Source organism: Olsenella sp. oral taxon 807, from assembly GCF_001189515.2.
Taxonomy (GTDB): Bacteria; Actinomycetota; Coriobacteriia; order Coriobacteriales; family Atopobiaceae; genus Olsenella_F.
The window spans coordinates 1,647,308-1,669,642 of sequence record NZ_CP012069.2; the positions used below are offsets into that span (position 1 = coordinate 1,647,308).

At 62.8% G+C, this 22,335-nt stretch carries 18 protein-coding genes; 5 read left to right on the plus strand and 13 right to left on the minus strand.

The genetic code is table 11. The features are described 5' to 3' along the window. Positions 1–41 precede the first annotated feature (41 nt). Positions 42–680 carry an MptD family putative ECF transporter S component gene (locus ADJ70_RS06970; protein WP_050340437.1) on the minus strand — a complete coding sequence of 213 codons (639 nt, stop codon included), beginning with the start codon at positions 678–680 and terminating at the stop codon, positions 42–44. Positions 681–825: 145 nt separating this feature from the next. Here ADJ70_RS06970 and ADJ70_RS06975 point away from each other — a divergent pair, with 145 nt between their 5' ends. The 3 genes from ADJ70_RS06975 (at position 826) to ADJ70_RS06985 (ending at position 5,785) form a co-directional block, all read left to right on the plus strand. Next, the gene (locus tag ADJ70_RS06975; protein ID WP_050340439.1) at positions 826–1,785 is read left to right on the plus strand and encodes a helix-turn-helix transcriptional regulator; all 960 of its coding nucleotides are present in this window, start codon (positions 826–828) and stop codon (positions 1,783–1,785) included. Positions 1,786–2,000: 215 nt separating this feature from the next. After that, positions 2,001–3,113, plus strand: a complete 1,113-nt coding sequence (locus tag ADJ70_RS06980; protein ID WP_172674459.1) for a hypothetical protein — start codon at positions 2,001–2,003, stop codon at positions 3,111–3,113. 401 nt (positions 3,114–3,514) lie between these two features. Continuing rightward, a complete protein-coding gene (locus ADJ70_RS06985; protein WP_050340443.1) occupies positions 3,515–5,785 on the plus strand; it encodes a helix-turn-helix transcriptional regulator in 2,271 nt (756 codons plus the stop codon). Between the two features lie 3 nt (positions 5,786–5,788). Here the strand turns inward: ADJ70_RS06985 and ADJ70_RS06990 are convergent, their stop codons facing one another. From ADJ70_RS06990 to ADJ70_RS07025, 8 genes are all read right to left on the minus strand, one after another. Continuing rightward, the gene (locus tag ADJ70_RS06990; protein ID WP_050340444.1) at positions 5,789–6,508 is read right to left on the minus strand and encodes an ATP-binding cassette domain-containing protein; all 720 of its coding nucleotides are present in this window, start codon (positions 6,506–6,508) and stop codon (positions 5,789–5,791) included. Next, positions 6,502–7,653 carry a hypothetical protein gene (locus ADJ70_RS06995; RefSeq protein WP_050340445.1) on the minus strand — a complete coding sequence of 384 codons (1,152 nt, stop codon included), beginning with the start codon at positions 7,651–7,653 and terminating at the stop codon, positions 6,502–6,504. Before ADJ70_RS06995 ends, ADJ70_RS06990 begins: the two co-directional genes overlap by 7 nt. A gap of 168 nt (positions 7,654–7,821) precedes the next feature. Further along, on the minus strand, positions 7,822–8,253 hold the full coding sequence (locus ADJ70_RS07000; protein ID WP_050340447.1) for a zinc ribbon domain-containing protein: 432 nt from the start codon (positions 8,251–8,253) through the stop codon (positions 7,822–7,824). A gap of 101 nt (positions 8,254–8,354) precedes the next feature. Further along, positions 8,355–9,797 carry a folylpolyglutamate synthase/dihydrofolate synthase family protein gene (locus ADJ70_RS07005; protein ID WP_050340449.1) on the minus strand — a complete coding sequence of 481 codons (1,443 nt, stop codon included), beginning with the start codon at positions 9,795–9,797 and terminating at the stop codon, positions 8,355–8,357. Between the two features lie 3 nt (positions 9,798–9,800). After that, on the minus strand, positions 9,801–10,733 hold the full coding sequence (locus ADJ70_RS07010) for a PLP-dependent cysteine synthase family protein (RefSeq protein WP_050340450.1): 933 nt from the start codon (positions 10,731–10,733) through the stop codon (positions 9,801–9,803). Between the two features lie 165 nt (positions 10,734–10,898). Beyond that, complete coding sequence (gene folE / locus ADJ70_RS07015; protein ID WP_083443874.1) at positions 10,899–11,579, minus strand: GTP cyclohydrolase I FolE; 681 nt, start codon at positions 11,577–11,579, stop codon at positions 10,899–10,901. Positions 11,580–11,581: 2 nt separating this feature from the next. Beyond that, entirely contained in the window at positions 11,582–12,436 is an 855-nt protein-coding gene (locus ADJ70_RS07020; protein WP_050340452.1) for a bifunctional 5,10-methylenetetrahydrofolate dehydrogenase/5,10-methenyltetrahydrofolate cyclohydrolase, read from the minus strand. Between the two features lie 2 nt (positions 12,437–12,438). Then, positions 12,439–13,062: a cyclodeaminase/cyclohydrolase family protein gene (locus ADJ70_RS07025; RefSeq protein WP_050344488.1), complete on the minus strand. Its 624-nt coding sequence runs from the start codon at positions 13,060–13,062 to the stop codon at positions 12,439–12,441. Positions 13,063–13,520: 458 nt separating this feature from the next. Between ADJ70_RS07025 and ADJ70_RS07030 the strand changes: the two genes are divergently transcribed. Together ADJ70_RS07030 and ADJ70_RS07035 are read left to right on the plus strand one after the other, a co-directional pair. Further along, a complete protein-coding gene (locus tag ADJ70_RS07030; protein ID WP_050340454.1) occupies positions 13,521–14,243 on the plus strand; it encodes an ABC transporter ATP-binding protein in 723 nt (240 codons plus the stop codon). Next, positions 14,236–14,955 (plus strand): hypothetical protein, encoded by a 720-nt coding sequence (locus ADJ70_RS07035; RefSeq protein ID WP_050340456.1) that lies wholly within the window; start codon positions 14,236–14,238, stop codon positions 14,953–14,955. Before ADJ70_RS07030 ends, ADJ70_RS07035 begins: the two co-directional genes overlap by 8 nt. A gap of 491 nt (positions 14,956–15,446) precedes the next feature. Here the strand turns inward: ADJ70_RS07035 and ADJ70_RS07040 are convergent, their stop codons facing one another. The 4 genes from ADJ70_RS07040 to ADJ70_RS07055 all read right to left on the minus strand — a co-directional run bounded on the left by ADJ70_RS07040 (position 15,447) and on the right by ADJ70_RS07055 (position 22,179). Further along, positions 15,447–16,223 carry an HAD hydrolase family protein gene (locus tag ADJ70_RS07040; RefSeq protein WP_050340457.1) on the minus strand — a complete coding sequence of 259 codons (777 nt, stop codon included), beginning with the start codon at positions 16,221–16,223 and terminating at the stop codon, positions 15,447–15,449. A gap of 876 nt (positions 16,224–17,099) precedes the next feature. Further along, positions 17,100–18,773, minus strand: a complete 1,674-nt coding sequence (locus tag ADJ70_RS07045) for a formate--tetrahydrofolate ligase (RefSeq protein WP_050340459.1) — start codon at positions 18,771–18,773, stop codon at positions 17,100–17,102. 46 nt (positions 18,774–18,819) lie between these two features. Continuing rightward, a complete protein-coding gene (locus ADJ70_RS07050) occupies positions 18,820–19,473 on the minus strand; it encodes a 5-formyltetrahydrofolate cyclo-ligase (protein ID WP_050340460.1) in 654 nt (217 codons plus the stop codon). Continuing rightward, entirely contained in the window at positions 19,474–22,179 is a 2,706-nt protein-coding gene (locus ADJ70_RS07055) for a valine--tRNA ligase (protein ID WP_050340462.1), read from the minus strand. It lies immediately after the preceding gene. Positions 22,180–22,335 lie beyond the last annotated feature (156 nt).

Below are 22,335 nucleotides of genomic sequence, written 5' to 3' on the forward strand. Positions count from 1 at the left end.
ACACCCCCCGCTTCGTTTGCATGCGCGGACTCGTTCCCACCCTAAGCCGTCACGCCGGCCTTTTCGAACTGCCTGCGCAGCAGTCGCAGGCCCAAAAGGCCGCTCGCGACGGCGCACGCCACGGCAGCGAGGATCATCGCGGGCAGCATCCAGTCGGTGGCCGCAGACCTCATGGTGTCCATGTAGACAGTCAGTGTCTTTACACTCTCTGGATCTGTGGCCCTACCCACCAGGTACGACCCATAGGCCTCCGGGTCGAGCCAGAGCATGAGGTAGGAGCCCATGGGCGAGAGCGAGTACACGACGAATGCCAAGAGGTTGAGGGCCTTACTCCTGAAACGACCGATGCCGGCGACGACGTCCGCCACGATACCGAGAAGGACACAGGCGACCGCCCAGCCCCAGTACATGCCGGTCACGAACAGGATGAGCCCCTCGACGACGCCGAGGACGACCAGCGGTCCATGCTTGGGGACCTTGGCAATAAGCAGCAGGTAGACAGGACCCGTGAGCAGGGCGACCGCAGCCGGCATCCAGAACGTGAGCAGTGGGTTGGGCGCGAACGGCATACCGCCCACCATCATGAACACCAGGTAGAGGGCCGTGAATATGCCGGTTGTGACAAGGTCCCTGGCGGTGAGGCCCCTTTCGGGCGTCCCCGCGTCTCTCGTCTGTGTCATCTCCGTCCTTTCATGCTATGTAAACCTCTGCTATCTTTATCCCATGAGTATAGGGAGGGATGGGGGCAACCTGACCTTACCTGGCGATGTCTGTCGAATCGTCTCCCACTAACGTCTCATCGTCATACGATGGAAGGACAAGGCTATGAAGGACGCATTCCAAGGACCGGCCCTCAGGAGCTCGGGCTTCGCACGAGCCCCCTCCCCGGAGGGCTTTGGCCCGCTCTGGCGCTCCTATCGGTCCGAGGGTGAGCCGTGCAGGGGATGGTTCCACTTTCTCTCACCCGAAGAGGCCTTGTGGAGCATCAGCATTCACGACTTCGTAATGGACGGCGACTACGTGATGGACTCGAGGCTACCTGACTACCTGACCGTCACCTGGTTCAAGTCCATAGCGGGCGAGGAATTCAGCCCCTATCGCAAGCTGAGGCCCAACAGCATCTGGGGACGGAGCATCGGCGGCAGTCCATGGCGGGGCGTGGCCCATGGCAACATGCCCGTCCAGAGCGTGTCAATCGAGGTGTCGCCCGCATTCTCGGCAAGATTCTTGGAGCAGGAGTACGAGGGCAAGTTTCGCAACGTGGAGCAGGCCTTCGCCTCGCTGGGACGCGATGACGAATTCCCTCAGATGAAGGCCTTGCTCAGTCGGCTCTGGCCCCAAAGGGGCGACGAGGGGCGCAGCCAGCTGTACTACGAGGGTAAGGTCCTCGAGGCGATGGGGCTCATCGTAGAGCGATCGAGGAGGGAGGAGACCGAGGAGGCGGGATCGATGAGTTCCGCCGACCGAGAGCGCATACACGACGTCATATGTTACATTGACGACCACTGTTCAGCCACGCTGCGCACCGCCGATCTGGCCGCCATAGCCTGCATGAGCCCCACCAAGTTCAAGGCGGCCTTCAAGAGGGCAAACGGCAAGACAGTCACCCAATACGTGCAGGGACGGCGCATGAGCCAGGCAGAGCTGCTGCTCCGCCAACCAGACCTCACCATCGAGCAGGTCGGCCGCGCGGTGGGGTACAACTGCGCGAGCCGCTTTTCGGCGCTGTTCAGGCGCGAGGTAGGCATGCTGCCGAGCGAGTACAGAAAGACGCTTGGTCACTGACGGGCGCGGGAGTCCCCAAGGGCCACCAAGGGCCGTCGGCGCCCCAAGTCGCCTCCATCACCGAGCACTTTTCCAAGATCTTCGCTTACCCTTATGGCCCGGAGCTGCGCAAACGAGGCCATTCTGCAAGTTACGCGCATGCTGACCGCACGCGTGCCACAAGCTGGAATCGAGAACTTCTGCCTGCGTACCCCAACATGCGCTACGGTCTTGCCATGAGACTCTTTCTGGGACATATGACCGCCTTGAGGGCATGGCGCCGGATTCGCCAGGGGAAGCTCCCCTGGCCCCGAGTCGTGACGTGCCAGACCTGCGCCCACTCGCTCGGCAATGCCGGTGACCTGCATGCCCTCGTTCCAGATGACAAGCAGGCAAGTCGCCGGGAGGGCGCGGGCGGGCATCGGGAGGGCGCGGGCGGGCATCGGGAGGGCGCGGTCGGGCATCGGTCCGTCTCCCGAGAGGAGACCATTCCCCTCCTTCTGCGTACGTGTTCCACCCATCCCCTGACAGGCACCGGCAAGCTTGACCTACTCGTTCCCGATCGCTCGCAACGACACAGGCTCAAGGGCATACGCCACCACCTGCTGACAGGCACTCTCCCTCCAGGGTCATTCATGATGGTATCGGATGGGGTCTACCTCCCATCAACAGAACTCCTGTTTCTGCTTCTCGCCGGCGACCTTACCCAGTGGGAGCTCATCGCTGTCGGCCACGAGCTATGCGGCAACTATTGCATCGATGCAACACACGAGAACGGCTTTGTGCCATTTCTTGAGCCAGTGAGCTCAACGGGCTCCATCAAGGAGTACCTTGGGAAGGTCAAGGGACGACGATACGTGCGAAGGGCCTGCGAGGCAATCCGCCATGTCAGGGATGGCAGCCTCTCCCCGCGCGAGACGGACCTCGCCACGGCGCTCGCGCTTCCCGCAACGCAGGGCGGCTACTGGATGGGAGACTTCGCGCTCAACGCGCCGCTGACATTTCTGGGCGAAGACTCCCGCATTGTGGGCAGTGGCTTACGCTACCCTGACCTGCTGTTCAGTGCCAGGCCGGTCATCTGCGAATACGACAGCCGCCTGCACCACGGGGAACGCTCGAGTTCGGATCGGGACAAGGACCGCGCCGATGGCCTGAGGGCAGCGGGCTACTCCGTCGTGACCTTCTCCTCGCTACACTTCAGACGCAGAGGGGACTTCCTGCGCGCAATGCGGAGGGTCGCGCGCTACATGGGCGCCGACATCATGGGGGCAGAGAACGACCCAGGTGTCGCTCGCGCGCGGCTGTCCCTCTTCGAATGGATGCGACGTCCCTGCCACCAACCGCTCTGAGGGATGGGGCACGCGTCGGCAGGAATCGGCCCGGGGCGCGGCGCGCGGGGTCGGGGCGCGGCGCGCGGGGCTTCGCCAGGCGTAGATGGCGCGATGTGAGTGATTCACTCACATCATCATCGCGATGTGAGTGATTTTTCGACCCCAAAATGGTGTTACCTTAGGAGAACAAATTACATATGCCCAGCTCAGAGACTTACTGAATAGAATCTCGATGTGAGTGATTCACTCACTTCAGGAACATGATGTGAGTGAATCACTCACATCGTGTTGGAGCAGACAGGACGGTGGGGGCAGAGGGGCGTTGGAGCAGGCGGGACGGCGGGGCCCAGACGGACGGGGTGCTCGGTACCCTATAATGGAGCGTCGACGCTACCAGCTCAGAGGAGATTCAGAGACAGATGGCAAGGTCGGGTAACGACACGGACGGAACAAAGACCGATATGGCCCCCCAAACTTCAGGACCTGGGCACAGGGGTCCCGTCCCCACCTTCCTCCTGATCCTTGTGGGCTACCTCTACCTGTGCTGCCTGCTGGGAGTCTGGACGTCGATGAGCGGGCTTACGGGACTTGCGCTGGGGCTGCTTGCCGAGACGGTCGGCCTGTCCTGGCAGGGGCGCAGCCTCAGAAAGACCACCTTCCGTCGCATGGAGGTATCCGGCCTCCTCCTGCTGCTCCTCTGTACCGCCAAGCCGCTCTCGCCCTGGCCCGCCGTATCGTACCTGATCCCCACCTTAGAGTTTCTGTCAGGACTTCTCGTGGGACTGGGGACCGCCTCACAGGCCCACCGCAGCGGGCCAGAGCGGACACTCCATGCCGGGAGGGCTATCTCACTCGCGCTTGCCAACCTCTCGATGCCCCTGATGGTCATCCTTGGCCTGCGGCTGCTGGGCAAGACCATCCCCCTCACACCCCTGGACGCGGGCACCGCAGATGCGATCGGTTCGACGCTGGCGCTTTGCGGAGTAGGGCTATCGGCCGCGTCCGCCCTGATGCGGCTGTCGAGTCCGCGCCGCTCTCCCCTCTCGTATGCCTACTCGCTGCTGCTGCTCGGTCCGGGCCTCTGCTCCCTACTCCAGTCCTGGCTGCCTGTAAGCGGACCTCTGCTTGGCTGGTCGTGCCTTCTGTGGGCGGGCGCCCCCGTGCTCCTCTCGTCCCTTATGGTACAAAGGGAGAGGGCCGGCTGGGACGAGGCCCTGCTGTCGATCGCGGCCGCCTGTGGAACCTGTGCGTTCCTCCTCTGGCAGCAGGGCTTCTATGGGAGCGGTAGCGTCATCTATCCTCTGGACGAGAAGCAGCCCCTGCTTGTCCCCACAGCCCTCGTCTTGGCCATCGTCTCCTGCGTGTCCTTGGTGCGACTTGGCAGGGCAAGCGCAACGGAAGGTGGCGCCGCCGAACGGGTTAGCACGCAGGCCTGCCCCAAGCAAGACCTTCAGACCATGGCACATGAGCTTGGGCTCTCCTCGCGCGAGGGCGACGTGCTCACAGGCATCGTCGCGGGCGAGACGGTCAGGGAGACCAGCTCGCGCCTGGGACTTTCCATGGGAACGGTGAGCACATATCGCTCGCGTATATGCAAGAAGGCGGGGGTAAAGGGCACACCCGCCCTGCTCGCCCTGATTGCGCGCAGGCAGAGCGAGCAGGGCAAAGAGGCCCGTCTTGAGAGACGGCCGACCCGCAGGGGATCGGGGTCTTTGGGCGATGTCAGGCAGGCGCTCGCGATCGTCGCGCTCAGCTTCTCCGCCCTTCCGCTCGGCTTTGTCGCCTGGTACCCCAGCTCTATCGAACACGAGAAGCCGATCATCACCATCGGCCTACTGGTAGGGATACTTGTCGGCGAGGCATATGGGGCCCGCCGCCGTCCTGCCCAGGGCCAGCCGGACGGCGGGAGCAAGAGATATGCCGGTGCCCTCCCGTGGCTCATGCTCACGCTTCAGTGGCTGCTCGTCCTGCTCGTTGAGTCCAAGACGCGCGCGCTCAGCAACTGGGGGTGGCTGACATGCTTTGCCTGCGGTCTTGCCGGCGCGCTCGCAGCCGCCCCCGACATCCCCGCCGACGCCGACCCCTCACAGCGACGGCTGCCCCTCCCGTCGGGGATGCTTGCTCTGGCCCTGGCGGGGTTTCTGGCTGGCATCGCATCCTCATGGTTCTGCATCATGGACACCCGCAGCCCCATCCTTGCCCTCGGACCAGTCGTCTGCTCCCTTCCCCTGCTAGCGACACTCCTCTGGAGGGAGCAGAAAGGAACTGCCAACCTTACGTTGGGCGTAGCGGCCCCGTTTTTTGTCGGCGTCTTTTGCGGGACGGGACCGTTGGACGGCCTGCTGCCTGTCGCCCAAAGCGCCGTGACCTACGCCCTGCTGTTTGTGGCAGCCTCTGCGCTCGCAACGGTCGCAGTGACGTTGACCCTAAGGGACTTTAGGGCAATGGCACGTCTGCGAGAGGTCGAGTGTGCCCAGCCTGCAGAAGCCTGGCTGCGTGGGCACGGACTGTCCGAGGCGGAGTGCGCCGTTGCCCTCCGCCTCGGACAGGGGCTGAACGTATCGGCGATAGCTGACGAGCTCTGCCTGGCCCGCAGCACGGTGGCGACGCACCGGCAGAAGACGTACGGAAAGCTCGACGTCCATTCTCAGCGCGAGCTCATCGCCCTCCTCACCTCGAGGAGGGGGTAGCACTCAGCTATGCCTTCCCCTTGTACAACCGATAGCGTCATCACCTCCCCCGTAGCATTCCTCGAATAGCCTCTCGTAGTCGACCGAGCCTCTGACGACGATTGGCACCGTGCCGCGAAAGACCACGACCGAGTCACAGAACTCCTCGAGCTTGCTCACTATGTGCGACGAGATGATGACTCCCGTTCCCTCCTTAGCCATCCTCGCCACGACCAGGGAGGCCCTCTGCGCCTTGATCGGGTCGAGTGCGTTCATCGGCTCGTCGAGCAGCGTGTAGCGCGCCCCTGCCATGCGAGCTATGGCGAGGGTCACCTGCTGGCGCATGCCTTGGGAGAGCCTGCGCACCGGCACGTCGAGAAAGGGCGTGACCATGAGCTCCTCGGCCACCTCGGCCACCTCGCGCGGGGAGGCCCAGAGCCTTCGAGTCGCCTTAAGGTGAAAGCGAGCGCTCATCCCAGGGTCGAGCAGCGAGTCGTCCCCCGGAGCGTACAGGACCAGGCGGGAGTACTCTGCCTCGTCGAGGGGCTCGACACCGTCGGCAGAGCGCGAACCCAAGATGAGAGCACGATCGTCTCCCGCCATGGTCCTCATGAGCGTGGTCTTGCCCCGACCGTTCGGGGCAATGAGGCCCCAGACGGCCCCGCTTGGCAAGGAGAGCTCGACGTCCGTAAGCAGCACGCTGTCCCTGCGATACCCGATGGAGCCACCTTTAAGGCTCAGCATGACACCTGCCCCCTTCCTTGCAGGATAGCACCCCTCGCCATACGGCGCAGCCCGCAGGATCCGACCCCCACGACGAGCGCGAGGGCCGCGCAGCCAACAAGCACGCCGACCCCACCAGCGAGGCTGAGCTGCACCCCGGGTGTGAGGTCAACAAAAAAACCGCCCACGTACCCCGTCGTCGGTGATGGGAAGAGGTACGTGGTGGGTAGCATGCCAAGCACGGACGCATGCACAGACGCGCTCAGGAAGTAGCTGTCCGAGAGCGGCACGGCGCAAAGAACAAGCGCCACGGCAGGGCCGGCCGCCAAGCGACCCGTCAGTTCGCTGATGACCGTGGACAACAGGATGAGAAACCAGTTGGAAAGCAGTATGAGCGTAACGCAGCCCAAACCTGAGCGTAGGGCCGTGGAGACGCTCACCTTTCCGCCCCGGATGAGGACAACGGGGTAGGATGGGTCACCCATACCGTTTCGCACCATCACGGGCGCGAGCACGAGCGCCCAGGCGACGACAAGGACGACGAGGGTCAAAAGTAGCCCCACCGCGCACAGTGACAGCAATCTGCGCGCACGCGAACGAGTCCGGGCGTCCATGAGGCGCCCCCTTCGCGCTGAGCGCTGCAGCGCGTATGCGATGGCAACGGCGGGAAGCAGCCACAGGATGCCTGGCGTCGATGCGAGCGCAAAGGAGAGAAACTCCGTCGCCGGCATCTGGGTCGAATCGCTGATCTCACGGGGCTCGACGAGCTTTGACATGCCCTCGAAGTACGCGAGATCAGCCTCAAGGAGCAGCCGATCGGCAGACAGGTAACCTGCGTTTGCATCCTCCATCTGAATGAGCTGAGAGCGGTACATATGCACCCAGAAGTCGTGCCGTGATGTAGCGCCGCGTGCCAGCCTCATCTCAGAGAGCTCATCGCGCGCGAGGTCCTGCAAACGCTGCGGAGCAGAGGCGTAGGCCCCACTCGCCTCGTTCTCCTCGGCGAGCGTGAGGCTTGACGCAAGGTTCTGGCGAACCATCTCGTCTCCCCACACGAGGGTGGGGATGAGCGCCGGCGCTCCCATCGTCGCGACAAGAATCGCGACGATCACATAGACGATTGGACTTCTGAGAACACAACGCCAGAGCAAACCCGCATACCCCATGACACACCAGCCTCCTTCTCGCTCGCTTCGCCTTCTTGGGACGAAATCTATGCGAGAAGGGCCGTCATGTCATGTCATAAATCGAAGTATTCCTGCCCAAACCGATGCAATCGCCACCAAGGCGCCATCGGCTGGGGCGCAAGGAGCGCCGGGCGCGTCCCTGCCGGGCTACTGGATACGGGTACGGCAGTAGGGACAGACCTTCCAGTCTGCATTCAGCGGCCTGTGGCAGGTGGGGCAGACGTTTCGCACCTGCGTGTTGCAGATGGGGCACACGACGAAGTCGCGATCGATGGGTGCACCGCACTTGGGGCAGATACCGTAGTGTGAGAGCTGGTGCTCACGCAACGCGATATCAAGGTCCTGTTCCTCGCGATCGACCAGGTAGGAGCTGGGCCGCAGGATCACGTATGCCAAGAGGCCTACCACGGGGATCACGGAGATCAGCGCCCATAGCCACCAAGGCTCGGCACCACGGCGCTGGGCGTCGCGGATCACATAGACGATGGCCAAGACATAAAGCATCACGACGCAGGCTACCAAGAGGTAGAGGACCATGCGCACCTCGGGGGTGATGAGCTGATCAAGGAGGTCTGACATGAAGCGTGGGCTCCTTCGCGATAGGGGCAGGGCTGTGTGAACTCTGTCATCCGGTTGTCTGCTGCTGGCCTACTGGCACCGCTCTGGCAATTCTAGCAAAACTACGCAAGGAGTGCAGCAAGCGCACCAGCAAGCGTGATAGACCCACAACCTACGAGAGGCCCCGCGCTCATGGCGGCAAGTGCGGCAGCGACGCTCCCGTAGCTTCCTGTGACTTTTGCCCCTGCCGCCAAGAAGCGTCGGACAAGCTCGTCGGCACCCAGGGAGCGCGACGAGGACGTCTGCGTGCAGACGACGGCAGGAAATGCACGAGCGAGGCGCGACACGATGCCTCCCACGTCCTTGTCGGCAAGGACGGCACAGAGCAGGGGTGGGCGCGTGGCTGGATCGGGGGCAATGTCCTGCAGGGCAGCGAGAAAGGCATCCACAGACTGCGGGTTGTGACAGGCGTCAACGAGCACGGGAGGGTTAGGGCGAAGCAGGGAGAAACGCCCCGGTGTCGGGCATTGCCTGACGGATTTAAGAAGCCGGTCCCCGTCAAGCTCGCCGTCCAGGAAGACCTCCGTGAGCGTGACGGCGCAGGCGATGTTGGCCGCCTGGTAGCTTGGCTTGAGGGCGGTGAGGCCCGTGTAGGCCCTGCGCGGCGTCCTGACCGTCAGCTCAAGGGGGGCACCGAGGCACCTGGGCCTGTTGGTGATACGGTAGCTCGCCTGCAAGAGGCTCACGTGCCTGCGCGGGACGCCCGCGTGCATCTCGCCAGCCGCATCCTCAAGGCGCTCCGGGCGAAGGAGGACAGGGGTGACGTCCTGAGAGCGGCACCGGTCCAAGAACACGTCCTCCACGCTGTCGGGCGTCGCCGTGCCCACACCGAGCACGCAGCTTTGCCCGCACCTGATGATGGCTGCCTTCTCGCCGGCGATAGCCTCGAGCGTATCACCGAGGATGCGCGTATGGTCGAGCCCCACGCCCGTGACGGCCACCGCCTCTATCGACTTCACGGCGCTCGTCGCATCCCAGCGGCCCCCCATGCCGCACTCGAGCACAGCAACATCCACGTCCGCCTGTGCGAAGGCCACGCAGGCGGCTACGGTGAGTATGTCGAACTGCGTCACGTCATAGGGTCGCTCCCCTGACGCGCGACGTCGTATGTTCACGCGACGGCCTGCCTCGGCGGCGGCCGCGACGCCGCGAGCGAAGGTGCTCTCGCTCACGGGAACACCGTCCACCTCCATACGCTCGGTAAGGCTCACGAGCTCAGGCGAGGTGTAGAGCGCAACGCGAAGACCCTGTCCGCGAAGGATCGCCGCCGCGTAGCGCGAAGTGGACGTCTTGCCGTTAGTGCCGGCTATCTGCAGGCTGCGAAAGCTCAGGTCAGGATCGCCCAGCTCAGCGAGCATATCGACGACCGTCTCGAGCATGGGCTGGATGCCAAATTTGCACGCCGCGCGCAGCGTCTGGAGCGCCTCCGTGTAGCTGAGGTCCAAGACCTCGAAGGGAACCTGGTACCCTTCGGCCCTGACTCCCCTCCTCTGCCCTCGCGCCATACGCTACCCCTCGCAGAAGAGCTGGGTGGATATATAGCGCTCCGCAGTGTCTGGCAGGACCGTGACCACCGTCTTGCCCTTTCCGAGCTGCTCGGCCATGCGAAGCGCCGCCACCACGTTGGTACCCGAGGTGATGCCGCACATGAGGCCCTCCTCGCGTGCGAGGCTTCGCGCCATGCCCATGGCAGCGGAGTCGCTGACCGTGACCACGTCATCGAAGATGTCGCGATCGAGGATGGCGGGAATGATGCCATCGCCAATACCCATCTGGAGGTGCGTCCCCACCTTGCCGCCAGAAAGGACGGGCGCCTGGTCGGGTTCCACCGCCCAGATGAGGGTCTGGGGGTTAGCTTCGCGCAGCGCCCTGCCCACACCACTTATGGTGCCACCCGTGCCGACGCCCGAGCAAAACCCGTCTATGGGGCTGTCGGCGTCTGCGAGTATCTCGGCGCCCGTGCCCTCGTACTGGGCCACGACGTTGGCGGGATTCTCGAACTGCTGGGGCACGTAGACGTTCTCGTCCTCGGCAGCCATCCGCTGGGCACGGGCGATGCATGCCTGGATGCAGGCACCGATGTCGCCGTCGTCGTGCTCGGTGAGCACGAGCGCCCCGTACTGGCTCACAAGACGGCGCCGCTCGATGGAGACCGAGTCCGGCATGATGATTCGGGCGCTATAGCCGAGCACCGCCGCCACAAGGGCCAGGCCGATCCCCTGGTTGCCGCTCGTGGGCTCGACGATGATGCTGCCCTTATGGAGCCTGCCTTGCCTTTCCGCCTCGCGGACCATACGCAGGGCGGTACGAGTCTTGATGGAGCCTCCCACGTTCATGGCCTCGTACTTTACGAGCACGCGCGCCATGCCGGGGCGAACCACCCTGTTGAGGCGCACGAGTGGCGTATGTCCCACGGCCTCAAGTATGCTCTTGTATACCATCACCCCTCCATCCGACGGCGTATCATCGCCCCTCCATCCGACGGCCACCCTTCTGCCCGTTGAGTATAGGCCCTTACGCCGGGTATGGGGCCCAGGAGCCGAGACACACCGTCATCCGTACCCTGAGAGGCTACACCCGACTCGACGTTACGACCTGCCCCTGGCCTAGCCGCCCCGCACGGACGTGGGAAGCCCAAGCAGGCGCAGGGCCTCCGAGCGCGTCTTGGGGTCGTTTCGAAACGCGCCGCGCACGGCGGAGGTCACCGTCTGCGCGCCAGAGCTCTTGACGCCCCGGATGCTCATGCAGGTATGCTCGGCCTCGAGCACCACGAGCACGCCAAGGGGATCGAGCTCGCGACACAGGGCATCGGCCACCTGCGCCGTGAGGCGCTCCTGGAGCTGGGGCCTACGGGCATAGCCGCTCACGCAGCGAGCTATCTTCGAGAGGCCGCAGAGGCGACCGTCGCGCGGGATGTAACATACGTGGGCATGACCCACGAAGGGCAAGAGGTGGTGCTCGCAGGTGGAGACAAAGGGGATGTCCCTGACGATGACCATGTCCTCGTTGCCCGGCTCGTGAAACTGCCTGCGCAGGTGGCTGCCCGGGTCCTCGCGCATACCCCCGAAGATCTCCTCGCAGGCGCGGGCCACCCTGCTCGGCGTATCTCTAAGGCCCTCTCGGTCGGGGTCCTCGCCGATACCGATGAGGAGCTCACGGATGGCCGCCTCTATGCGAGGGCCATCGACGCCTCCATCCCCATGGGAGCAGGGACCAGGCGCGCCGTCGATCGGGGTGTGGGCAACGATGCCCTTGTGCAGGCGCTCGCGCACGCTTCCGTCTTCCATGGCTATGAGATTAACCCTTCCGCCGCCTCGATGACGTGCTTGGCGAGAATCGCCGTCGTCACGGCCCCGACGCCGCCCGGTACGGGCGTGATAGCCGCGACCTTAGGCTCGACGGCGTCGAAGTCCACGTCGCCCACGAGCGTGCCGGCCTCCTCATCCCAGTTGGTCCCGACGTCCACGATGACCTGCCCGGCATGTACCGCAGCTGCCCCCACAACCTTGGCATGCCCTGCCGCCACGACGACGACGTCCGCATCACGACAGGCTACGGCGAGCTCCCTCGTGTGCGTATGGCATAAGGTGGGCGTGGCGTCTGCCGCCAGAAGCAGCATCGACACAGGCTTGCCTATCACGAGCGAGCGCCCGACGACCGTCACCTTGGCGCCAGCAAGCTCCACGCCATAATAGTCGAGAAGCTTCATGACGGCCTCGGCCGTGCAGGGCGAGAACCCCACCTGCCTGTTCGCGAACATGCCGTAGAGCGAGCCTGCGGTGACGCCGTCGACGTCCTTTGCGACGTCGAGTGCCGCGCAGGCGGCCATTTCGTCGAGCGTCCTAGGCAGCGGACGCAGTATCAGGCAACCATGGATGCCCGCATCCTCGTTGACGCGATCGATCGCGTCCGTGAGCTCGGCCTGCGAGCAATCGGCAGGCAGGGCTATGCCTTTGGTGGCGATGCCGACGGCATCCATGCGCCTGCGCGCCGCACGCTCGTAGGAAAGGTCGGAAGCCCCCTCGCCCACACGCACGACGGCGAGCGTCGCTACGACGCCCCTGTCCCTGAGTGCCTCGACACGGGGTTTGAGGCTCAAGGTGAGCGCCTGGGCGACAGGTGCACCCCGAAGCAACCTCGCCATAACTACCCTTCCTCCCTGATACGGCCCATGACCTTGGCGGCGAGCGCCTCGGCACGCGGGCACCACGTACCGAGCATCTCGTCACAGCGAGCCTCAACGGCCTCCGCGTACGCGCGGTCCTTGAGGGACCGGGTGTTCACGAAAACGTTGAGGCTCGCCGCCTCGAGGGCGGCGCGGCTCAGGAGAGCGCCTGCGCCCACGTCCGAGATGAGCAGCCCCGATCCCTTCTCCTCCAGCTCCTCGAGAAGCGCGATGGCACGGCAGACCTGCTCCATTGTCTTGAGAGGCGCGTCGCAGGCAGCTTTGGCCGCAGCCTCAAGGGCCTCGTCGCGAGAGGGATCGCCCTTAGGGATGCCATAGGCATGCGCGAGCGGCGCAAAGGCCGCCGCGTCCTCATCCACCAGGGAAACGAGGCGCGCACGGAGGTCCGCAGCCTGTGTAAGGATGCGTCTGAGGTCGTCCTCGTAGGCGGCGTAACGCCGCTTCCCAAGCGTGAAGTTTGCGACCATGGATCCAAGCGCAACGCCGAGCGCGCCCGCGTACGCCGCAGCCCCACCGCCGCCCGGTACCGGCTCCTTGGCGGCAAGCGCATCTGCGAACCCTTTGAGGTCCCTGTCTACGAGCATGGCAGACACCACCCCTCCCTCACATCGAGCTGACAGCCCTACCCGCGACCACACGACGGATGGAACCCAACACTCACCATGAAAGCACATTCGCTGCCACCGTCGGGAGTCAAGGACGATTTCGAACCTTTTCTCTCGATGAAAGGACATGGTGGCACACGACTAGGACGAGATCAAGCCTCGGCTCTCCCTATGTGTTTCTCGGAAAGGTGGACCTCAGACACGAGGCTCCGTCTCCCCTCTACCGCTCCCCTCTCCGTGATGTCGGTTCATCTCACCCTCGAAAGGAGACGAGCGAGCATTTGCATGCATTGCGAGAATCGTTTCACAGGCACCGATTGTGCGCTGACAGAACAGCTCTTAGAAACGGAACCTAAATTCTCTACAATGATTTGTGCTTACAATTCACCCTCTGGGATCTGGGGTTGTGAATGTCAGCGTGATGGGGGAGGCAAAAATTGAAACAGATCGTGTGCGTAAACCATGTCACAAAGACATATGGTACAAAACGTGCCCTGAATGACATCACGTTCTCCATCGACGAAGGTGACGTACTCGCATACCTTGGCCCGAACGGCTCTGGGAAAACAACGACCCTAAGGAGCATCCTTGGACTGATAGAGATCCAAGCTGGCAATATCCAGATCCTCGGCTCTGACACACAGAGGCAGTACACTGCCTTGTACGGGACTGTAGCATCGCTTTTCGATGAGAATGGCCTCTATGAGAGGCTGACAGCTCGGGAGAATCTCTCCTTCTTTCTTGATACCTTTCAGCGGAAAGAGGAATTGAGTTCCGCACTCCACTTGATGGAAGAACTTGATATGGGAGACGAGATCGATCGTAGGGTCTCCACATACTCAAAGGGCATGAAGAGGAAGTTGGCTCTCGTCCGCAGCCTGTCCTTGCATCCCAAGCTGCTGCTCATGGATGAGCCGTTTGATGGAATTGACATCGAGAACAGGGCAAAGACCATTCGGGTGATACATGCGTGTCGGGAGAAGTACGGGATGACCATGATGCTCACATCCCACGTCATGGCGGACATAGAGGACTTGGCCTCAAGGATCATTATCATCAAAAAGGGCAGGCTTCTGGTCGATGAGCCACTGGACAGGTTCGGCTTGCGCGAGGGGAAAGACATGGCATGCAGATATCTAAGGGTGGTTGAAGATGAGTAGGAATTGGTCGGCTGTATTCAAGGCCTTCCTCAAGAAGGAGCTTCTAGAAACGCTCAGGTCGATGAAAACGGTCATGATAATGTCCATTGCAATGACCAATCTTCTGCAATACATGACGATGGAGGAGGTGATGAAATTACATCTCGACCCTGACACCACGGCTGTGCAGCTTGGAAGCATCTCTATGTACATGTCGGTAATCTTGATTCTCTTTGTCGGGCACACGTTGGTCAACAGATATATCTACGATGAGAGAAAGTGCAAGGCGATACATGTCGTGCTAGCTTCCGGAGCAGATCAAACAGCTATCTGGCTTGCTAAGATGGCAGCTGCTGTCTTGGTCAGTACTGTCCTGCTACTACTGACGGTAGGTCTAAATGCGGGATTCGTGAGTGTGTATTATCATCTAAGCATACGGTACACAGCCCTGTCGGCTGCGCTGACGTTTGTAACGATGCCCATGCTCTGCTTTGGCTTACTGTCCCTGATATCGGTCGCATACTGGTATTTTAAGAATATGGATGTATTCGGAATACTATTTCCAATCCTTGCTTACATGGGGATCTGGAACCTCTCCGTGCAATTGGCTGGAAGCTTGATTCCGGGCTACCTGGTAGTTGTTTCGCTTGCGATCGGCGTGGGCCTTTTCGCTGTCTCTTTCTTCCTTGTCTCGAGGATCAAGAAGGAGCGGATTGTATCGCTTGGGGTATGAGCTTGAGATTCGTTGCACTGAATCATTCGGTTGAAATCGAGTATGACAGCAATGTGTGAAAGGCTTCGGGTAACTTTCAGAGAAGTGTGGTGACGTTCTGGACGCTGAGAAGAATGAGGGCGAGGCCGCTCCTCAGTTTAGTGTGTTCGGGCACCCGGCCTAGGGTGCTCATTGCAGTCCCATTTGATCGATTTCGGTTACCGTTACATCGTCGCATACGGCCTCACTCGACGCGCCCCTCGAGAAGGGCGCGAGATGCGGACAGCGGGTCTGCGGGGTTTGGTCGTGCCACTCGGTGGTGCCGAGTGCGCGATGGGCGTGCCATTCGGTGGCGTCGGGTGGCACGCCATTTCCTAACAACTGCGTGTATGCCGACTTCCGTACCACTCGGTGGCGCCGAGTGCGCGATGGACGTACCATTCGCCGTCACCGAATGGCACAAGCATATCGGCAGGTAGCACGCGCATGTAGCGTCCTCTAACGGCCCGATCCTATCGTGCGGCAAGGTCAGAGAGAGCCTGGGCGACGGAGGGAACCACGACGTCCGCCTCGTCCTGTACTTGCTTGGGAGCGAAATCAAGAGCATAGGCGACATCCGCCTCACGCAAAAGCGGCAGGTCATTGAAGCTGTCGCCAATGCCTCCAATGGCCCCCACACCAAAGTGGCGACGCACGCAACGCACGCCCTGACCCTTCGAGCAGCCCACCGGCACCACGTCCACACTCCTCACGTTTAGGAAAGCACTCACAACATCTCCGTACTCCTCCTCGATGGAAGCGGCGCACTGCGCGGCACACCCGGCATCCTCGAAGCCGAAAGAGATGGAGTGCACGTCCTCGGACAGCTCATCTAGGCTCGCAATCGGAGTGACCATCGGGTCATTCGACTCACCGAGGAAGAAGAAGCCCCTCCCTTGCAGGTATGCGAGGACTCCCGGCGTCACGTACCTGCCCACGAGTCCCTGGCACAGATCGCGAGCCAGCACATGCGACTCAATAGCCATGCCCTTCCCATCAACGACGAGAGCGCCGCTGACCGTGATGCAGAAGTCGAGGCCAAAGGCGCCGCCAATAACCTCCGTCACACCCGCCAGCGCACGTCCCGTACAGATGCCAAAAAGGCCACCGCCGTCGCGAAACGCCCTGATCGCCTCGACGTCCTGAGAAATGAGGCGCCCGGTGCCCAGAAGACCCGTCTTGAACCACCCATCGAAGAGGAGCGTCCCGTCGAAGTCCGAGGCAAACGCCTTCGTCGCATGTACCACCATTCGTCATTCTCCCTCAGCCACGTCTCTCTTGTGAGACTCCAGCATACGGCAACGGCAGACGTTCAAACACTCCAAACCGAAATGTGCGGGCCCTGGCGCAACCCCCCCGCAGCCTGGCGGGCGGTTGCTCGAACGCATTTGCCCAGTTGAGCCATTTTTCATAGTGCCCCGCAGCCTGGCGGGCGGTTGCGCCCCACGCCTCCCGGGCGTCGCCTCACGGAAAAGCGCATTCTGGGCGATCTGGGGACCGCAGAGTGCGCCTTTCCGTGAGGGATCGGGGCCAGAGCGCGCCTTTCCGTGAGGAACCGGGGCCAGAGTGCGCCTTTCCGTGAGGAACCGGGGCCAGAGTGCGCTTTTCCGTAGAATGCGCTTTTCCTTACCTGGGCAAACGTGGCGTCACCTCACGGAAAAGCGCATTCTGGATCGTCACCCTCACGGAAAAGCGCACTCTGGGCCCGGCAGCCACGCATACTGCATCTTTCCGTGAAGTCAAACTCCAAACCGATCTTTGCGGGCCCTGGCGCAACCCCCCCCGCAGCCTGGCGGGCGGTTGCTCGAACACATTTGCCCAGTTGAGCCATTTTTCATAGTACCCCGCAGCCTGGCGGGCGGTTACTCCCCACGCCTCCCGGGCGGCGACGTGACGGAAAAGCGCAGTCTGTGCGATCTGGGGACCGCAGAGTGCGCCTTTCCGTGAGGGATCGGGGCCAGAGTGCGCCTTTTCGTAGAGTGCGCTTTTCCTTACCTGGGCAAACGTGGCGTCGCCTCACGGAAAAGCGCATTCTGGATCGTCACCCTCACGGAAAGGCGCATTCTGGGCGAGGAGGACGTGCGCGCTCACGCGCAATACGACAGCGCCGACCTTAGGACCGGACTTCAAAACAGGCCGATGACACTCCCGTCTGCCGCAACATCCATCCCCTCTGCTGCCGGAATCTTAGGAAGGCCGGGCATGGTCATAACGTCACCGGTCAAGGCCACGATGAAGCCCGCACCAGCCGAGACCCTAAGCCCACGCACCGTGATGCGAAAGCCCTTGGGAGCACCGAGCTTGGTCTGGTCATCCGAGAATGAGTACGGAGTCTTGGCGACGCAGACGGGAAGGCCCCCGAAGCCCTGCTCCTCGAGCTGTCGCAGCTGCCTTGCGGCCGCTGGCGTCAGGTCGATGCCGTCGGCACGGTAGACCTTGGTCGCCACAGCGTCGAGCTTGCCCTCGATGCCCTCGTCGAGCTCGTAGGGATGGTGCAACTCCGAAGGTTCCTCGCAAAGACGCACGACCTCGCGGGCCAAGGTCTCCCCACCCTCTCCGCCCTTGGCCCAGCCCTCAAAGAGGACTGCACTCACGCCCAGTCTGCGACAGCTCTCGGTCACAAGGTCAAGCTCAGATCTGGTGTCTGTGGGAAAGGCATTGACGGCAACGACGCAGGGAAGGCCAAAGACGTCGCGGATGTTGGAGAGGTGCCTGAGCAGGTTGGGCACACCCCTCTCAAGAGCCTCGAGATCCTCCCGGCCAAGCTCGGCCCTCGCGACGCCCCCGTTGTACTTGAGAGCGCGCACCGTCGCCACGATCACGACCACCGAGGGGGCAAGGTCCGCTGCACGGCACGCGATGTCCAAGAACTTCTCGGCACCAAGGTCGGCACCAAAGCCAGCCTCGGTCACGGCAAAGTCGGCAACCCTCATGGCCGTCGTCGTCGCGATCAGCGAGTTGCAGCCGTGGGCGATGTTAGCGAAGGGTCCGCCATGCACGAGGACGGGATTGTGCTCGAGCGTCTGGACGAGGTTGGGCTTGAGGGCGTCTTTGAGAAGGACGGCCATCGCACCATCGGCCCCGATGTCATGGGCAGTGACGGGCTCGCCGTCGTAGCTGTAGGCGATGACCATGCGACCGAGGCGGGCCTTGAGGTCCGTAAGGTCGGCGGCCAAGCAGAGGACGGCCATGACCTCCGAGGCGGCGGTGATGTCGAAGCCGTCCTGTCGGGGCACGCCGTCCGCGATACCGCCCAGCCCATCGACGACGTTCCTGAGCTGGCGGTCACACACGTCCATGCACCGCCTCCAGACGATGCGGCGAGGGTCGACGCCGAGGGCGTTACCCTGCTTGACGTGGTTGTCGAGCAGGGCGGCACAGAGGTTGTTGGCGGCAGCGATGGCGTGGAGGTCACCCGTGAAGTGCAGGTTGATGTCCTCCATGGGGACAAGTTGGGCATGTCCCCCGCCCGTCGCCCCGCCCTTGACGCCGAAGACGGGACCAAGAGACGGCTCACGTAGGGCCAGCATGGTCTTGCGCCCAAGGCGGTTCATGGCGTCTGCGAGACCTATGGAGGTCGTGGTCTTGCCCTCACCGGCAGGTGTAGGATTGATGGCAGTGACGAGGATGAGCCTGGCCTTGAAAGACAGGTCCCTCAGAGCTCGGACGTCGAGCTTGGCCTTATGGCTTCCGTAAGGCTCGAGCCACGCCGGATCGAGGCCGACCCTCTCGGCCACCTTGGCGATGGGAAACATATGGGCCTCCCGGGCGATCTCGATGTCTGACATGTTGTCTCCCATCTGCGGAACTCCCCTTCCCACTGATGACAGCTGCCACCTTGGCCCATCAACCACTCACCACGACGTCCACAGGCCGGTCGAAGACACCGACGGCCCCCAGGTCACATAGGCTCTTGACTCGCTGCGCCGCACGACATAGCCCTATCGAGACGCCGGTAAAGTCCGCGAGGAAACGATCGTAGAAGCCGGCACCATAACCCAAGCGATAGCCCTCGTCGTCGATGCTCAGGGCGGGCACCAGGGCAACGGGTACCGCAGCCTGGCGCCAATCGACCTCCACGGCCGTCACCGGGTCGGGCTCCTCGACGCCAAAGCGGTTCCTCACCAGACCGTCGAGACGATCCACGCGAAACCAGCGCAGGTCGCACGTGTGAGGTACGCAGTATGGGAGGGCGACCACCTTTTTTCTCACCCAAGCATCACGGATGATCTCGCGAGTCTCCACCTCGTCTCTCATCGAGAGATAGGAGAGGACGACATCAGCCGCACGATACGCCGAGAGGCCCAAGACCCCCCTCGCTATCGCGGCGTCGGCAGCGACGCGCCCGGCGTCCGGAAGGGACGCCCTCAGCGCCCTCATGCGCTTTCTCAGCGCCGACTTTGCCTGCGGGACGTCTATGGTCGCACCCCTCGCTCGACCAAACTGTGACTCCTCTGGACTCCCTCGTCGCACACCACGACGCACAAGTGACTCGGCCACTTACGCCAGATCCGCGATCTGCGCCCTGAGCCGCTCGACGGTCTGCTCCAACTCCGCCTGCTGGCTTCGCTTCCTCTCGATGATCGCAGGCGCCGCCTTGGCGACAAAGCCTGCGTTGCCAAGCGTCTTAGTCACACCGGCAAGCTCCCCCTCGGCCTTTGCGAGCCCCTTTCTGAGCTGCGCCACCTCGGCCGCAAGGTCCACAAGGCCACCCACGACCACGAAGACCTCAAGGCCCCCGTCTACGACCGATACGGCACCCTCGGGCTTTTGCTGTCCCACGCTCGCCATAAGCGCACCCACGCGACCGACCCCGCAGATGAAGTCGTGCTGTGCCTCGAGGACGGCACAGTCCTCGACAGAGGCACGCACAGCCACGTCCAGCTCTTCCTTGGGAGAGAGGCGGTACCGCGCACGCGTGGAGCGTACGACGGACACCAGGCTCTTGGCCAGCTCAAAGTCATGCTCGGCCACATCATTCACAAACGTCTTAAAGTCGGCGGACTCGGGCCAGGCCGCAAGCATGAGGAAGCGGGCATCCCCCTCGCCGTCGGCAGCGGCACGACCCAAACCTGATGCCGGAAGCGCATCCCAGACCTTCTCGGTCACGAAGGGCATCACGGGATGCAGCAGGCGCAGGGAGACGTCGAGCACGAAGACCAGGTTGCGCTGGACCTGCAGGCGCTCGGCTCCCCCACCGTCCAGAAGGCGTCCCTTACAGAGCTCTATATACCAGTCACAGACCTCGTTCCAGAAGAAGGACTGGATGTTCCGGGCGTAGTCACCAAAGCCATAGGCCTCAAGCGCCTCGGTGGACTCGCGCACGATGCGCGCCAGGCGCGAGAGCATCCAGGCGTCCTCGGGCGTCTCGGCTTTGGGAGCACCCGGCACGTACCCGTCGAGGTTCATCCGGACGAATCGACTCGCGTTCCAGACCTTGGTCACGAAGCCCTTGGCCTGCTCGGTGCGGGGGCTGTCAATAAGCGCATGGGTCTTCTTGTCTATGTTGGCATCGAACCTCACGTCCTGGTTGGTGGTGATGAGCGTGAGCAGGTTGTAGCGCATGGCGTCTGCGCCATACCTCTCCATGAGGTCCATGGGATCCACGCCGTTGCCCTTGGACTTACTCATGCGGCTGCCGTCCTTGGCGAGGATCGTGGCATAGATGTACACGTCATGGAACGGCACCTCCCCCGTAAAGTAGAGCGAGCTCATCACCATGCGAGCCACCCAGAGCGCAATGATGTCGCGAGCGGTCACAAGGACCTTCGTGGGATGGTGGCCGCACATCTGCTCGGGGTGATCGGGCCAGCCCTGCGTAGCGAAGGTCCAGAGCTGCGAGCTGAACCAGGTGTCGAGCACGTCCTCGTCCTGCCGCACGTGATGCCCACCACAGTTGGGACAGACGTCAATATCCTCCATAAGGGCGTCCTGCCAGCCGCAGTCCTCGCAGTAAAACACCGGGATGCGGTGACCCCACCAGAGCTGCCGCGAGATACACCAGTCCTTGAGGCCATCCATCCAAGTGAGGTAGGTGTCCGTCCAACGTGCGGGATGAAACGTGACCTCACCGTTGCGCACGACCTCGGTCGCGCGTTCCTTGAGCCTGTCCACCGCCACAAACCACTGCTCCGAGAGCCAAGGCTCGAGCGCCGTGTCGCAGCGGTAACAGTGCATGACGGAGTGATCGAGTTCCTCGACCCTCTCGAGGAGGCCGTGCTCCTCGAACCAGGCGACGACAGCCTCGCGGCACTCGTCACGGCTCATGCCGGAGAACTCGCCGTAGCCGTCCACGACGTGAGCGCTTTCGTCAAAGATATTGATCTGGGGTAGGTCGTGGGCCTGGCCCATCGCGTAGTCGTTGGGGTCGTGCGCAGGCGTCACCTTCACGAAGCCGGTGCCAAAGCCGGCGTCCACATGCCAGTCGGAGAAGATGGGAATCTCGCGGTCGACGATGGGCAACATCACAGTCTTGCCGACGAAGGTCTGCTTGTCGGGATCGGACGGCGAGACAGCAATGCCCGTGTCGCCGAGCATGGTCTCGGGACGCGTCGTCGCCACGGTCACATGGTCGATGCCGTCCTGTGGCTCCACGAGCGGGTAGCGCAAATACCAGAGGTGACCCTTCTCGCCCCTATACTCGGCCTCATCGTCACTGATGGCCGTCTTGCAGCTCGGACACCAGTTCACGATGCGCTTGCCGCGGTAGATGAGCCCGTCATGATACCAGTCCACAAAGACCTTGCGTACGGCCTTGGCGTACTCGGGACTCATCGTGAACTTCTCGTCTTCGAAGTCGATGGAGCAACCCATGCGCTTGATCTGGCTCACGATGGTGCCGCCGTACTCGCGACGCCAGTCCCAGCAGGCCTCAAGGAACCTCTCGCGGCCAATCTGAAGGCGAGAGACGCCCTCCTCCTTGAGCCGCTTATCCACCTTGGTCTGGGTGGCGATGCCGGCGTGGTCCGTGCCGAGGATCCAGCGGGTAGAACGGCCGCGCATGCGATTGTATCGGATGAAGCTGTCCTGGATGGAGTCGTCCAGCGCATGGCCCATGTGGAGGATGCCGGTGACGTTGGGGGGCGGGATCACGACGGTGCAGTCACCGACGCCCTTGGAGCGCCGATAGCAGCCCGCACTCATCCATGCCTCGATGAGCTCTGGCTCGGTTGCCTGCGGGTCATAGGTCTTTGGCATCTCTTCCATGGCGCTTCGCTTTCTTCTGAGTCCTGTGGGCACGTGTTGGCACTCGTGTCTTGAGCGCGCGCGGCCAACAGAACAGCCTGCTGAAAACCCGCAGCGATGGTGCGGGCCGACAGCTCACTAGCTTAGCACGAGAGGGATGAGGTGGCGGCCCTCGCC

Bases quoted from the DNA above. Each gene is read 5' to 3' on its own strand.
- ADJ70_RS06975 (WP_050340439.1), top strand. From the start codon at position 826: ATGAAGGACGCATTCCAAGGACCGGCCCTCAGGAGCTCGGGCTTCGCA.
- ADJ70_RS06995 (WP_050340445.1), bottom strand. From the start codon at position 7,653: ATGGGGTATGCGGGTTTGCTCTGGCGTTGTGTTCTCAGAAGTCCAATC.
- ADJ70_RS06970 (WP_050340437.1), bottom strand. From the start codon at position 680: ATGACACAGACGAGAGACGCGGGGACGCCCGAAAGGGGCCTCACCGCC.
- ADJ70_RS07005 (WP_050340449.1), bottom strand. From the start codon at position 9,797: ATGGCGCGAGGGCAGAGGAGGGGAGTCAGGGCCGAAGGGTACCAGGTT.
- ADJ70_RS06980 (WP_172674459.1), top strand. From the start codon at position 2,001: ATGAGACTCTTTCTGGGACATATGACCGCCTTGAGGGCATGGCGCCGG.
- ADJ70_RS06985 (WP_050340443.1), top strand. From the start codon at position 3,515: ATGGCAAGGTCGGGTAACGACACGGACGGAACAAAGACCGATATGGCC.
- ADJ70_RS07040 (WP_050340457.1), bottom strand. From the start codon at position 16,223: ATGGTGGTACATGCGACGAAGGCGTTTGCCTCGGACTTCGACGGGACG.
- ADJ70_RS07000 (WP_050340447.1), bottom strand. From the start codon at position 8,253: ATGTCAGACCTCCTTGATCAGCTCATCACCCCCGAGGTGCGCATGGTC.
- ADJ70_RS07010 (WP_050340450.1), bottom strand. From the start codon at position 10,733: ATGGTATACAAGAGCATACTTGAGGCCGTGGGACATACGCCACTCGTG.
- ADJ70_RS07025 (WP_050344488.1), bottom strand. From the start codon at position 13,062: ATGCTCGTAGACAGGGACCTCAAAGGGTTCGCAGATGCGCTTGCCGCC.
- ADJ70_RS06990 (WP_050340444.1), bottom strand. From the start codon at position 6,508: ATGCTGAGCCTTAAAGGTGGCTCCATCGGGTATCGCAGGGACAGCGTG.
- ADJ70_RS07045 (WP_050340459.1), bottom strand. From the start codon at position 18,773: ATGGGAGACAACATGTCAGACATCGAGATCGCCCGGGAGGCCCATATG.
- folE (WP_083443874.1), bottom strand. From the start codon at position 11,579: ATGGAAGACGGAAGCGTGCGCGAGCGCCTGCACAAGGGCATCGTTGCC.
- ADJ70_RS07055 (WP_050340462.1), bottom strand. From the start codon at position 22,179: ATGGAAGAGATGCCAAAGACCTATGACCCGCAGGCAACCGAGCCAGAG.
- ADJ70_RS07020 (WP_050340452.1), bottom strand. From the start codon at position 12,436: ATGGCGAGGTTGCTTCGGGGTGCACCTGTCGCCCAGGCGCTCACCTTG.
- ADJ70_RS07035 (WP_050340456.1), top strand. From the start codon at position 14,236: ATGAGTAGGAATTGGTCGGCTGTATTCAAGGCCTTCCTCAAGAAGGAG.